This window comes from Rhizobium cauense, from assembly GCF_019511525.1.
GTDB classification, from domain to species: Bacteria; Pseudomonadota; Alphaproteobacteria; order Rhizobiales; family Rhizobiaceae; genus Rhizobium; species Rhizobium cauense.
This window is the reverse complement of sequence record NZ_JAEUAT010000016.1, coordinates 94810-106999: the sequence shown is the minus strand read 5'-3', so window position 1 is coordinate 106999 and position 12190 is coordinate 94810. Positions and strand designations below refer to the sequence as shown.

The 12190-nt window shown below is 58.2% G+C and carries 11 protein-coding genes and 2 pseudogenes; 5 read left to right on the top strand and 8 right to left on the bottom strand.

What is annotated here, in order from left to right; all coding sequences use genetic code 11:
* Positions 1–44 precede the first annotated feature (44 nt).
* From JNB88_RS24915 to JNB88_RS24905, 3 genes and pseudogenes are all read right to left on the bottom strand, one after another.
* Positions 45–694: pseudogene (locus JNB88_RS24915) on the bottom strand (response regulator transcription factor).
* An 89-nt stretch (positions 695–783) separates the two neighbouring features.
* Positions 784–2184, bottom strand: a complete 1401-nt coding sequence (locus JNB88_RS24910) for a sensor histidine kinase (protein ID WP_338111034.1) — start codon at positions 2182–2184, stop codon at positions 784–786.
* Positions 2185–2360: 176 nt separating this feature from the next.
* Complete coding sequence (locus tag JNB88_RS24905; RefSeq protein ID WP_220357778.1) at positions 2361–4655, bottom strand: FdhF/YdeP family oxidoreductase; 2295 nt, start codon at positions 4653–4655, stop codon at positions 2361–2363.
* 409 nt (positions 4656–5064) lie between these two features.
* On the opposite strand from JNB88_RS24905, the gene JNB88_RS24900 reads away from it, so the two are divergent.
* From JNB88_RS24900 to moaA, 3 genes and pseudogenes are all read left to right on the top strand, one after another.
* On the top strand, positions 5065–5712 hold the full coding sequence (locus tag JNB88_RS24900; RefSeq protein ID WP_220357777.1) for a cupin domain-containing protein: 648 nt from the start codon (positions 5065–5067) through the stop codon (positions 5710–5712).
* A 91-nt stretch (positions 5713–5803) separates the two neighbouring features.
* Positions 5804–6085: a hypothetical protein gene (locus JNB88_RS24895; RefSeq protein ID WP_220357776.1), complete on the top strand. Its 282-nt coding sequence runs from the start codon at positions 5804–5806 to the stop codon at positions 6083–6085.
* A gap of 115 nt (positions 6086–6200) precedes the next feature.
* Positions 6201–7180, top strand: a pseudogene (moaA, locus tag JNB88_RS24890) (GTP 3',8-cyclase MoaA).
* A 16-nt stretch (positions 7181–7196) separates the two neighbouring features.
* On the opposite strand, the gene JNB88_RS24885 reads toward moaA, so the two are convergent.
* From JNB88_RS24885 to JNB88_RS24870, 4 genes are all read right to left on the bottom strand, one after another.
* Positions 7197–8162, bottom strand: a complete 966-nt coding sequence (locus JNB88_RS24885; protein ID WP_220357775.1) for a magnesium and cobalt transport protein CorA — start codon at positions 8160–8162, stop codon at positions 7197–7199.
* A complete protein-coding gene (locus tag JNB88_RS24880; protein WP_220357774.1) occupies positions 8159–9094 on the bottom strand; it encodes a chloride channel protein in 936 nt (311 codons plus the stop codon). The genes JNB88_RS24885 and JNB88_RS24880 overlap by 4 nt, the downstream gene beginning before the upstream one ends.
* A 166-nt stretch (positions 9095–9260) precedes the next feature.
* On the bottom strand, positions 9261–9854 hold the full coding sequence (locus JNB88_RS24875) for an HdeD family acid-resistance protein (RefSeq protein ID WP_220357773.1): 594 nt from the start codon (positions 9852–9854) through the stop codon (positions 9261–9263).
* A 57-nt stretch (positions 9855–9911) separates the two neighbouring features.
* Positions 9912–10493: a hypothetical protein gene (locus JNB88_RS24870; protein ID WP_220357772.1), complete on the bottom strand. Its 582-nt coding sequence runs from the start codon at positions 10491–10493 to the stop codon at positions 9912–9914.
* Between the two features lie 172 nt (positions 10494–10665).
* On the opposite strand from JNB88_RS24870, the gene JNB88_RS24865 reads away from it, so the two are divergent.
* Both JNB88_RS24865 and JNB88_RS24860 read left to right on the top strand, forming a co-directional pair.
* Positions 10666–11142 (top strand): DUF992 domain-containing protein, encoded by a 477-nt coding sequence (locus JNB88_RS24865; protein ID WP_220357771.1) that lies wholly within the window; start codon positions 10666–10668, stop codon positions 11140–11142.
* Between the two features lie 117 nt (positions 11143–11259).
* The gene (locus tag JNB88_RS24860) at positions 11260–11487 is read left to right on the top strand and encodes a hypothetical protein (protein ID WP_220357770.1); all 228 of its coding nucleotides are present in this window, start codon (positions 11260–11262) and stop codon (positions 11485–11487) included.
* Positions 11488–11727: 240 nt separating this feature from the next.
* Here JNB88_RS24860 and JNB88_RS24855 read toward each other — a convergent pair whose 3' ends face one another.
* The gene (locus JNB88_RS24855; RefSeq protein ID WP_220357769.1) at positions 11728–11937 is read right to left on the bottom strand and encodes a hypothetical protein; all 210 of its coding nucleotides are present in this window, start codon (positions 11935–11937) and stop codon (positions 11728–11730) included.
* Between the last annotated feature and the right edge of the window lie 253 nt (positions 11938–12190).

Genomic DNA, 12190 nt, shown 5'->3' with positions numbered 1-12190 from the left:
TGATGGAGACATTATCGCTCTCGACCGAACTCTGGGTAACCACACTAAGGTACAGGCGCCCGTTGCTCTTCGTTGAGCAGCTCTACCATGCGCACCAAGTCGGCGACCGAGCGTACAATCAATTTTCTCATGACGCTCCCGCGATGGAGTTTGACGGTCACCTCGCTGATCCCCAGTTTGTGAGCGATCTGCTTGTTCATGAGGCCCTTGGCAACCGCCATCATGGTCTCGTGCTCCCGAGGCGCGAGCGTCTGCATCAACTCCTCGACAGCCCTAAGTTCGGAATTGCGCTTTCTTCTCGCGATATCGCGCTCCAGCGCGATCGCGACTGCGTCAAGCATGTCCTGGTCTTTGAACGGTTTCGTGAGAAAATCCACGGCACCCGCCTTCATGGCCCTCACGGACATCGGGATGTCGCCTAAACCCGTCATGAAGACGAGTGGCATCTGGTTCCCCAGACGATCAAGGTGAGAATGAAAATCCAGACCGTTCAAACCAGGAAGGCGGACATCGAGGAGGATGCAGCCATGGCGGTCGGTTCCCGCCCGCTCAAGAAACGCAGCGGGTTTCTCGAATGCCGCCACGTCCAGGTTCATCGACAGGAACAGGTCGGACAGGGCCTCGCGCATCAAATGTCATCGTCGACGGTAAAAACGATCGGAGGCTGATCTTTTCGCATGTCTAGCTTACGCATCGGCTAACTCTGCCACCAAGGGTAATCGGATCTCGAATGCAGCGCCGCCGCGCTCGTCGTTGTATCCGTTCAGCTTCCCGCCGCGTGCTTCAATGGTTGATCGGCAGGTCGAAAGCCCCATTCCAAAGCCGGTGGCCTTTGGTGTTGAACGGTGTGAAGAGCTTCTTGAGGATCTTGGCGTCGATCCCCGGTCCGCTGTCGCGCACCACGATACGCAAATGGTCGGGGTCGGGAGCGTCGGCCGTGACGGTGATCAGCCGTTGATCTGATTGGCTTTCCGTCATTGCCTGGATCGCATTCGAGAGCAGATTGATTAGCACCTGCTGCAGCTCTATCCGTACGATCGGCACCGACGCGATGGAACCTACCTCCACGACAATTGAGGTCGCGCTACGCTGGAGTTCATGCTCCATCAACGCCAGTGTCTCATCGATGAGATCGTCGATGCGGACGGGTTCAAGTTTGCCGGCGGTCTGGGATAGCAGACCACGAGTGTTGCTGATGATCTCGCTTGCACGTTGGGCATCGCGTATGATGCGTTCACATGACCGGCGGGCTGCAGCGACATCCGGCGGGTCTCGATCAAGCCACCTAAGGAGCGTGGGGCCGTTTACAAGGATTGCTCCGAGCGGTTGGTTTAATTCGTGGGCCAATGACGCAGACATTGCGCCGATAGCCGACGCCTTCGACGCCCTGGCGAGCTCGGACTGAGCGTCGGCAAGGGTCTGGAGCGCAAGTTCTCTTTGTGTGACGTCGACCATGCTGACGACGACGCGATTGAAGGCTGCGGGATCCTCTGGAAAAGTAATACTGAGCAGAACGAGTTTTTCTTCCCCGGTATCCGTCCGGGCCTCCACCTTGTCCTCATAGACCCTGCCGCCATCCATTATGACTTGGAGCAGTTCGAGGAACTTGCCATGATCGGACAAGATGGACCGGCGGAGCTCGCCGGTAGAGGCTGCCTGCGGCCCAAGCATATCCCGAGCAGCCTCGTTTGCGGCGACCACAACAATACGGCTCAGACACTCGCCCACGAACTGCGGATCATTGAGGGCGAGCCTCTTCACATCGGCGTCGCCCTTTGCCTTGAAGTCCATGAGGTACGCCCGCAGGCGTGAATAATCGCGCTCCCAAAGCGCGACGCGCGTCTGATCAAAAATCGATCGATACCGCGTTTCACTTTCCTTGAGTGCCGCGTTCATGGAAAGGAGAGCTAGCCTGGCAGTCTCCGTTTTCAGAAGCAGCATCGTCGTCACGAGAAGGGCGGCGAGGGCGACTAGAAGACGGATCGTCGACTGAAGATCGTAGTTCGAGGAGTGGGTATAGAAGAATGACACTAGTGCGAGCACCGCAAAGAGGCTCGCGGCAGCGACCAAACCCAGTCGCGTCGACGCCTGAGACGCAAGGAGGGTCGCGATGACGTACAAGACGGCTATCGCGCCTTCTATTTCAGTGAACGTGTCGATAAAGAAGACAGTTGCCGCCAGCACTGCACACGCCAGTCCGAAGGCTAGGTCGTGGCCGAATGCCGACCCGTGTCGACGTATAGCTTGAGACGCAAACATCATTCCCCCGAAGTCTGTTCTCGGCGACCTTACTCCAGTCTGAACGTGAAAAGCCTATCCGTAGGTGCCACACTCGACGATCCGGTCGGACCACGTTGCTATCAGGCGGCAGACTTGGCGATCTTGACCGGCACGCCCTTGTAGGCGGGAGTGCCTGACGTTGCGTCCAGGTCCGCCAGCGCGATAACCCGGTTCATCTCAGGATAGTATCCCGCGATCGTTCCTACGGGAATGTCATATCTGATTGCGGTGAACGCTGCGACCGTCTGGGGTTGGGACTCACCAACCTTGACGCCGGTGATATCGATCTTGTCACCATCGACGAGGCCCCGAGACCGAAGGTCTTCCTCGCTCATGAAAATGACATCTCTTCGCCCGAAGACGCCGCGGTATCGGTCATCCATGTTATAGACGGTCGTGTTGTACTGTCCGTGGCTACGGAGCGTGGTCAGGATGAGGACCTCGGGGTCGTCCAACCGGACATCTTCCTCGAGGCCGCCGGCCACCAGAAAGTTCGCCTTGCCGTTCTCCGTGTGCCAATCGCGGAACGCCGCCGGCACATAGAGCCGGAACCCGCCCGGCTTGCGGACACGCTTATTAAAGTCCGAAAAGTCAGGAAACACGATCTCGATCTTGTCTCGAATGCGATCGTAGTTAGCGATGAGCCCATCCCAGTCGATCCCGTAGCGGGTTCCCAGCGTGGCTTTTGCCATTCCAGCGATGACGGCCGGTTCAGACTTGAGCTGATCGCTCGGAGGCTGCAGGAAGCCTCTTGACGCGTGGACCATCGACATCGAATCCTCGACAGTCACCGACTGCACGCCGGACGCCTGAACGTCCTGATCCGTTCTGCCGAGCACGGGAAGAATGATGGTCGTCTTCGCGGTCAGAAGATGGGATCGGTTCAGCTTGGTCGCCAAATGAACCGCGAGATCAAGCTTGCGCATGCCTGCGAATGTCACTTCCGGATCAGACATCGCAACCGCCAGGTTTCCGCCCAGGCAGACCAGCGCCTTCGAGCGGCCCTCAATGATCGCCTCGATCGCCTCTACGGCGTTGTGACCCTTGTCCTGCCTTGGACGAAACCCAAATGCCCGCTCCATGCCATCGATCAAAGCAGCATTCGGTATCTCGGTAATGCCGACAGTGCGATCGCCCTGGACGTTCGAGTGGCCGCGCAACGGGCAGATCCCGGCACCCTCGCGTCCCATGTGTCCGCCAAGGAGCAGGAGATTTGCGAGTTGCTGCACCACCTGCGTGCCGATCGAATGTTGGGTGACTCCCATGCCGTAGCAAATGATCAGCCGCTTCGATGTTAGGACAACGTCGGCTGTACTCTCGAACGCGGCCTTCTTCAGTCCGGATTTTCGATAGATCTGGTCCCATTCCGTGCCGAGGATGTCGCGCTTCAATTCCTCAAAGCCGACGGTGTGAGCCTTTATGAAATCCCATGCCAAAAGCCCATGACCGCCCATCTCGAAGCTGGCGGCGTCACGTTCGAGGATTACCTTCATGATGCCCTTGAGCGCCGCGAGATCACCACCCGCCTTGACCTGGTGATAAGCCGAAGCAATTGGCGTCGACCTGAACGTTGCCATCTCTATGGGATCCTGCGGAGCGGCGAAGCGCTCGAGCGCACGTTCCTTCAATGGGTTGAACACGACAATCGGGACGCCGCGGCGCGCCGCATCGTGAAGCGTGGTCATCATGCGCGGATGGTTGGTGCCGGGGTTGTGGCCTATGCTGAGAATTGCATCGGCGTGATCGAAGTCTTCAAGAGAAACCGTTCCCTTGCCGACCCCGATAGACTTAGGAAGGCCAACCGACGTCGCCTCGTGACACATGTTGCTGCAGTCTGGGAAATTGTTGGTCCCGTAGGCCCTGACGAACAGTTGGAACATGAAAGCGGCCTCGTTTGACGCCCTTCCAGAGGTGTAGAATTCGGCCTCGTCCGGGCTCTTCAGGCGCTGTAATCCTGCGCCTACTCGCGCGAACGCTTCTTCCCAAGTGATTGCCGTGAACTTGTCGCTTACGGGATCGTGGATCAGCGGAGCTGTGAGGCGGCCCGTATCCTCGAGCTTGTGATCAGTCCAGCCCCATAGCTCCGCAACGGTGTGGTCGGCGAAAAACTCGGGTCCAGCGCGCTTTGAGGTGGACTCCCAAGTGATTGCTTTGGCACCGTTCTCGCAAAACTCGAACGCCGACGTGTGATTGGGGTCTGGCCAAGCGCAGCCGGGACAGTCAAAGCCATCAGGCTGATTTGCCTTGAGGAGCGTCAGTGGCCCCTGGGTCATCACCTGTTGTTGTTTGAGCGTGGCTGCGACGGCCTTCAACGCACCCCACCCGCCTGCGGGAGCGTCATATTCGTCGATGCCGTCAGGACGTTTGCGGGTCATTGATTTCTCCAAAATCGAGTTCGGTCGCAATCAAAGAAAAAGGGGGCCGCCTCTCGAGGGCGCGAGAGGCGGCAGGGTCCCGGTGAGTGGCAGGTGAGGGGAACCTATACCGGGGACTGGTCGGGAGAGAACCAGTGGATGGAGAGTAGCGAAAGGGGACGAGCTTCGTAACTACACTTAAGTGTGGTGTCGGCCTCGCAGGTGGTGCGGACCGCTCGCGCATCAATGAGACCGCGTGCAGCGCAAAGCATTTTTGCCGCCGCCATCTTTCAAACGGCAGATCACAGCTTCAGTCTTCGACCTACACCTTGGTCGTGCCCCGCTACGCCACCCGTCCGATGTTTCCAGGAGCTCGCGAAGTCTAAGCTTCAGCATCCTCTAATGCATCCTCTAATAAGGAGTTGAAGCGATGCTAGACAGCCATAAAACACCGAATGGATGGGCGGCGTATAAGGCTCTGCCTGCAGCACGCGCAATCCGCTACTTGGGCTTCCGTACAGTTCGTATTCCGATGAACTGTGGATTGGAGCGTAGACAGTCGCCATTCCACGAATTGGGTTTTTGCACTGCCGGCATGCTGTCGGTGTCAAAGGGGACAACCTTTTCGGAAACGGTCTTGGTAGAGGCCGGCGACTTCTTTTTTGTGCCTGCGGGGACCTCTCATCGCCTTTTCAGTGCTGACAAAACTGACGCCGCAAGTGTCGTTGCCGCGGCCGGCTGGGCTGGGGGCCGTATCGACGTGCTGGGCTCTATCGCCGAATTGCCTCTCTTGAACGGTCCCGCCAGGCGCGACATTGAGGCTGGCCTCACGTCGGTCAACGACCCTGACACGGTCACCAGACACGATCCCCAAGGTCACCTTGTCCTCTTTTCTGATACCCGCAGTGTTCTGTTGGGCGCTGAAGCTACAGTCAGATCGACATTTGATCGTTGCGTTGTTGCAAGGGAGTTCGGCCTGCCCGTGGCTTCAGTTCCGTCTTTCGAGATTGGGTTGGGCTCGCCTGCGGTGGTGCGCGCCAAGTCTCGCAATGTCTGCGGGATCATTAAACCTTGGTAACACGGTTCATATCGCGGGATTTTGACCCCAATTCGCGGCCTAGAACGGCCGCGCCGTAGGTGATGAGCAGCGTTTGAAAGGACTTACTCCCATGGATGCGATCGGTAAGACATTGAACGAAATGACCGCCAGTGAGCGCTCCGACCTCATCCAGTTCGTGGCTGGAGCACTGCTCGCCTCGTCCGAGGCCGCGGAAGAAGAAGGCGATCTGCAATACGCGAGGAACACAAAGTTCCTGGCTTATACGCTGATGGCCTGTTCCGCAGAGCTTCCCGGAGGCGAAATGGAAGCAGCCAAGACTCTGCTGGAGCAGGGCATGAGCTTGATGCACGCCTTCTCGATCAGGGACGGGCAAGCCGAAACAAGGCACTGAACCTATCCGAGAGTGTTATTGTTCCGTCTTCTGGCGGCGCCTAGGGTTTGCTTGCCCGCCGGATGAGGATCACTTGGACAACGTCACCAACAAAGTAGCTGCCGAAATTCCGAAAATGATCGACCCGTTTCAGCGGGCCGTCACCTATCTGCGCGTCTCGGTGACCGATCGCTGCGATTTTCGCTGCACCTATTGCATGGCCGAGAACATGAACTTCCTGCCGAAGAAGGATCTTCTGACGCTGGAGGAACTGAGCGGGCTCTGTTCCGCCTTTATCGCCGAGGGCGTTCGCAAGCTGGGACTGACCGGCGGCGAGCCGCTGGTGCGCAAGAACATCATGCATCTGGAGCGCGCGCTCGGCCGGCAGATCGGCTCCGGCCTCGACGAGCTGACGCTGACCACCAACGGTTCGCAGCTCGCCCGTTTCGCCGGCGAGCTTTACGATTGCGGCGTTCGCCGCATCAACGTGTCGCTGGATACGCTTAATCCCGACAAGTTCCGCGAGATCACCCGCTGGCGCGACTTCGACAAGGTGATGGAAGGCATCGACGCTGCCCAGAAGGCAGGCCTGCACATCAAGCTCAACGCCGTCGCCCTGAAGGATTTCAACGACGTCGAGATGCCATCCGCTTCGCCCATGGTCGCGGCATGGATCTGACCGTGATCGAGACCATGCCGATGGGAGAGATCGAGGAAGATCGCACCGATCGCTATCTGCCGCTCTCCAAGCTGCGCGGATCTCTCGAAAAACAGTTCACGATGAGCGAAATCGGCTACCGAACGGGCGGCCCTGCCCGCTACGTCACCGTCGAGGAAACCGGCGGCCGCATGGGCTTCATCACGCCGATGACCCATAATTTCTGCGAGAGCTGCAACCGCTTACGCCTCACCTGCACCGGCACGCTCTAGATGTGCCTCGGCCAGAACGATGCCGCTGACCTGCGCTCGGCCGTTCGCGCCACCGATGACGACGGAGTGCTCTATGCCGCGATCGACGAGGCGATCTCCCGCAAGCCCAAGGGCCACGACTTCATCATCGACCGCACTCATAACCGTCCCGCCGTCAGCCGCCACATGAGCGTCACCTGCGGGTGAGGGGTGCTCGGATGTCTCAAATCCAGCCTGAGCGCTTGAACCGGAAAAAGAGAAAGCCGCAGAGACCGGCTATCACGGCCAGCACCATGTAGTAGCCGTACGTCCAATTGAGCTCGGGCATGTTCTTGAAGTTCATACCGTAGATGCCTGCGATCGACGTCGGAACTGCCGCGATCGCAGCCCAGGCAGCGAGCTGCCGAGTGATCGCGCCCTGCCGCTGCTGCTCGAGAAGATTACTCGCTTCGAACACGGAGGTGATCACGTCCTTTAGGCCGCCGATTTTCGCCTCGATCCTGCGGACATGGTCGTAGACGTCGCTGAAGTAATTTCGGGTTTCTTGATCAATGCAGGGCAGGTCAAGGTGGACAAGCTTACTGCAGAGCTCCAGCATAGGGCCGAGGCCCCGCTGAAATCGTATGATCTGCCGTCGTAACCGAAAAAGGCGTTTGATCTGCTTTCGCGTCAGCAAGGCGTCGAGCATGTCCTTTTCCATTGCGAGAACCTTGTCCTCGACTGACTCCACGATTGGAAGATATCCATCAACGATGAAATCGAGAATGCCATGCAAGACGTAGTCGGGCCCCTTGCTGAGCACTAACGGAGCTGCCTCGAGCTGACGGCGCAAGGCGCCATGACCTCTGTCAGAGCCATGACGGACGGAAATGAGATGCTTCGGCCCTACGAATACAGCGGTCTCTCCGTAGTCGATGGTCTCCCCGTCCAAGTGAGCTGTTTTTGCGACAACAAAAATCTGATCATCGTAGACGTCGATCTTCGAGACTTGCCCAACGGCAAGGGCGTCCTCAACCGCGAGAGGGTGCAGGTCGAAAGCACTGCGCAACGGCTCCATTTCCTCGGCGGTTGGCTCCTCGAGTCCGATCCAGACGAACTCGTTCTCGGCTATGGGTGCGGTCGAATCTCGTGGTGAAAAGCCTGCGACACGGACGCCATCTCGATACAGGTATGCAGCTACGATACTCATGATAGTCGCGTCCATATCGTCCGCGTCTGGGGGACCGACAGGAGACTACCCAGCGCGTCGGGTCGCACCACGTGCGATCCACTTCGACGCATTTCTGCCTGCTGAGTCCGCAAAGTCGCGGCGTGCTGCAGCGCGCTCCAAAATACTGTCGCGCCAGCGACTGCCAAGCCTAACGGCATCAATGAGATTAGAGGTAGATGCATGATTTCGACGAGCAAAACTATGGCCATCAATGGCATAGCCATGGAGGAGCTCAGGAACGCGGCCGCACCTACGATCGCATACGGGCCCGCTGCAGCAAGTGGCGATAAGTTACAGCACGCTATGCCCAATACGCTGGCGACCAACGCGCCGATAGCTATGGCAGGCGTCATCAGTCCTCCTTTTGCGCCTGACAAAAGAGCCAAGACAACGACGATCAACTTCAGGGAAATGACGCTGAGACCCCATTCGAGACTCATATGGCCGTCAAACGCTAGCTGGGCCGGAACCTTTCCGTTCCCGAGCAACTCTGGAAACGAGACAGAAAGCAAACCCAGGAAAGAGAACGACAGTGCACATGCGAGGAACATCTTTGCGTCCAGCGGGGATCTTCCTTGAGCGTGCTGTGTCAATCGCTTGAATGACATCCCCAAGCCCCCGAACACGGGCCCAAAAATCGCGCACCATAGTGGTAGATGCGCCGTGATGTGAAAGTCAGCGGCATGGTACTGGGGATCGCCGCCGAGCCCCAATTTAGCAACGAAGGCCGCAAGAACGCACGTGAAGAGGGCTCCAAAGAGCAGCGTGAGTGCCAAACACATCCCAGCGGCACCTGCACCTAAGCCCACTGCAGAGAATGCCACGAGATGCTTCAGACGCTCAGTGGGTGCAAGTCCTTTGGTGTCGGGGTGGCCGGTCGAACCTCTGCCGTTTGCTGTGAACTGACTCATTCTACCAAGCCTCAGATTCGCCCCAGGGGCTCGCGATCCGAAAAGCGACAGTGCGGGCGCCGTCGGGGAAGACATCGACATTTATTTGGTGAGCGATGTCGTTTTGACTGGCCAAAGGATTATCGAGAGCGGCCGGTGCGCGCATCTGCACCTAGGTATGGGACCACTAGACGGATTGTTGGCCAGTGCCTCGCGCGTCACGACTTCTGAGTGCAAGACCGAATACGAGGAAGGTTCCGCCTTGGAAAATCAGGTCGGTCGACAAGATGAAGCCGATAAGCCAGAGGCTACCGGCCGGCCACGTCACCACGATCGTTAGACCCGCCGCAAGCGTGAGCAGCCCGCTCAAGGCTATCCAAAACGATCCGTTCCTTCCTCTCTCTCCAAAACCGGCGATGATCCGGAGAACGCCCGCACCGACGAGCAATACCCCCGCTGCCAGGGTGACGCTTATTTCGGACAGGGCGGGGTCGAGCACGATGAAGCCGCTGGCCGCCATAAAGAAGACGCCGCTCACGACGCCAAGCAGGCGTTTCTTCCAGCCACGATTGGCTATCGCATGCGCGAGCTGCATCAAACCGCCCGCGAACATTACCGCGGCGATATAAAGGATCGACACCAAGGTCGTTACGAAGAAATTGATGCTCGCAACGCATCCGGCAATGAGCAAACCGGCGCCGAGCGCAACAAAAAGTCCCCATTTATCTTCGACTTCGGTCGCAGCCGTGCTTGCTTTTCGGCCGGACGTGATCCTGGTCATGTGAAAGCTCCGTAAGTGGTGATCGAGAGACAGCGGGTTACAGTTGAGACCCCTAGCTTAGCGGACCCCGGCCTCAATTACCTGCGTCATCCATTGCTCGACCGTGAGACCCGCCTGCGCAGCTCGCTGAGATGCTTCTTCTGCCACATCGGGCTTCAGTTCGACGTCGAAAATGATTCCTGTTTCGCTGTCATTCGTGAGGACAAGGCGTGTTGCGGTGATTGCGAACAGCCGGACGCGTGAGGTCTTTTGGTCATTGGAAAGGCCTAGGTTTGAAGCAACCGTCGGGCAATACAGTGCGATCAGATGATCGATCGTGCTGTACGGAGGGACTCCGTGTTCGCGCATCAGCGCGACCGCAGACGCGAGCTGGCTTGGCTGCGAAAGCGCGACGCCTTTCGGCAGCATCCTGAGTAGGTCGGCGTCCAACGGCGACGTTTTGAGGTCATTGTCTTGCGGACATTCGAAATTTGCGGCCATCGAGGGCGCGGGAGACATCGCGACGCCAATGAGAAGAGCGCCGCTCAGGATTTGTCCGACCATCGAATGGGATTGTTTAAGGGTATTGCGGACGAATATGGCGGCGACGACCTTCCGCGCGCCTTGTGGCCCCAGGTGGGCAGCTCTCGTACTGAACATTAGGTTAGCCTTCCTCGTCAGAATACTCATGGCGAAGGTAACCACCGGCCGCACGTGTGCACATCACACCAGAGTATCTATCGGACTAACCCTTGGTGTGAGCGCAAACCGGACGGCATTTGCGTATGTTCGCCGAACAGGATCGATGGCGATCCCAGGGAAAGGATTTTACATGTCGAACACCTTCCTTACTGCGGTCTCGATCGCGTCTATCCTTGCTGTGGCCGCCAGCTCGCCGTCTGCAGCGGAGCATGTCGCCGTTGGCAAGCTCAACTGCGACGTGTCCGCCGGCATCGGAGCGATCATCGGGTCGCAGCAGGAAATGAGCTGCGTGTTCACGCCGTCGGGCGGCGGAAGCACAGAGAACTATTCCGGAAAGATCAGCGAGTTTGGCCTCGATATTGGGACGATCTCAAAGGCGAAGCTCGAATGGCTCGTGTATGCGCCCGCATCACGTGATCAGAGTGCGCTGTCCGGGACCTACAGGGGCGTCAGCGCGGATGCAGCGATCGGGCTTGGCCTTGGAGCCAAGGTTCTTGTCGGCGGTCAGCACGGCACTGTTTCGCTGCAGCCTGTGTCTGTCGAAGGCGACGAAGGCTTTAATGTCGCCGTGGGCATTTCGTCATTGGTACTTCGGCCAGCCTTATGACCACGCCTGCCGGCGGCATGACGTTACAGCCGCCGGCGCCTCAAATTTCCGCGAGAAGAGTGCATTGACCGCCTTGCCGACAAGATGCTTGATTGGGCGGACGAACCGGGAGGTCCAATGAACGAGCTGGATTTTCGAATGCTGTCGTTGGCGGTCCAGCATTGGTACCTCCATTACAACGTTGCGCCGACGGACCATGCTACTGATACGCTCTGCGCCGCCGCGATGAACTTTCTGAGAGAAGGGTGCCAGACGGTCGAAGAAATCGCCCAGAAGCTGGTCGAAACCTATGCTGGCTTGCCAGCGATCCGAGTCAATGCGCCATCTTCCGCCTCAGTTCACTGATCTCTCGCCACCGAACCCCTAAGGCACATCGAACCAATGGGCTGGTCTTGCGACTGCGACCAAAAAGCTGGATGTGTCCGTCTCGCCCCGTATGTCATGAGATCCGAAATTGACGAATTGCTTCACGATCATACTCTCCCTCGAAGGTCAGTTTTCTTACGGCTTGCGATGTCACCAGGAATGTCGCGTTGATATCACGGCACTTTCCCTCAACTCGGCTTGCGACGTCGACCGTGCCACCTAAGATGACTCTTTGTGGTCCGATGCCGTCGAAGGATCCCACGATGACGCGACCGCAAGCTCTACCGGATCACGAAGGGTAACATCAATCAAGGAGAGATCACCAGCCGTGCTGCGGAACGCGAGGCCTTCAAAGAGGCTGGTGTGATTGGAGATCTGGCCGACGATGAATTCGGCGAGTTCACCTACACCAAGGATAGCAGCCCGCATTTGTACCACGTCACAGCCCACCTGTTGGCCGCAACTCCACTGCAGATAACTATCCCGAGAGAGTCGCTCGTGCCAAACGATGGATTCCGCTCGAGATCGCAGCAGGCGAAGTCGCTTAGCCTGGCGTCAGACGGTTGCTCGAGGAATCGACGAAGGTGGATGCAGGAAGCGTCTCTTGTCTCGTGATCGTAAGAGGATGTCGCGCCCCGTGCGGTACGCCCCGAGTGCGATCTCGGCTATGTAGGAGGCCCAC

What these genes read in the sequence shown, in the direction of transcription:
- JNB88_RS24885 (WP_220357775.1), bottom strand. Translation starts at nt 8,162, where the DNA reads ATGAGTATCGTAGCTGCATACCTGTATCGAGATGGCGTCCGTGTCGCA.
- JNB88_RS24875 (WP_220357773.1), bottom strand. Translation starts at nt 9,854, where the DNA reads ATGACCAGGATCACGTCCGGCCGAAAAGCAAGCACGGCTGCGACCGAA.
- JNB88_RS24895 (WP_220357776.1), top strand. Translation starts at nt 5,804, where the DNA reads ATGGATGCGATCGGTAAGACATTGAACGAAATGACCGCCAGTGAGCGC.
- JNB88_RS24855 (WP_220357769.1), bottom strand. Translation starts at nt 11,937, where the DNA reads ATGCGGGCTGCTATCCTTGGTGTAGGTGAACTCGCCGAATTCATCGTC.
- JNB88_RS24860 (WP_220357770.1), top strand. Translation starts at nt 11,260, where the DNA reads ATGAACGAGCTGGATTTTCGAATGCTGTCGTTGGCGGTCCAGCATTGG.
- JNB88_RS24900 (WP_220357777.1), top strand. Translation starts at nt 5,065, where the DNA reads ATGCTAGACAGCCATAAAACACCGAATGGATGGGCGGCGTATAAGGCT.
- JNB88_RS24870 (WP_220357772.1), bottom strand. Translation starts at nt 10,493, where the DNA reads ATGTTCAGTACGAGAGCTGCCCACCTGGGGCCACAAGGCGCGCGGAAG.
- JNB88_RS24865 (WP_220357771.1), top strand. Translation starts at nt 10,666, where the DNA reads ATGTCGAACACCTTCCTTACTGCGGTCTCGATCGCGTCTATCCTTGCT.
- JNB88_RS24880 (WP_220357774.1), bottom strand. Translation starts at nt 9,094, where the DNA reads ATGAGTCAGTTCACAGCAAACGGCAGAGGTTCGACCGGCCACCCCGAC.
- JNB88_RS24905 (WP_220357778.1), bottom strand. Translation starts at nt 4,655, where the DNA reads ATGACCCGCAAACGTCCTGACGGCATCGACGAATATGACGCTCCCGCA.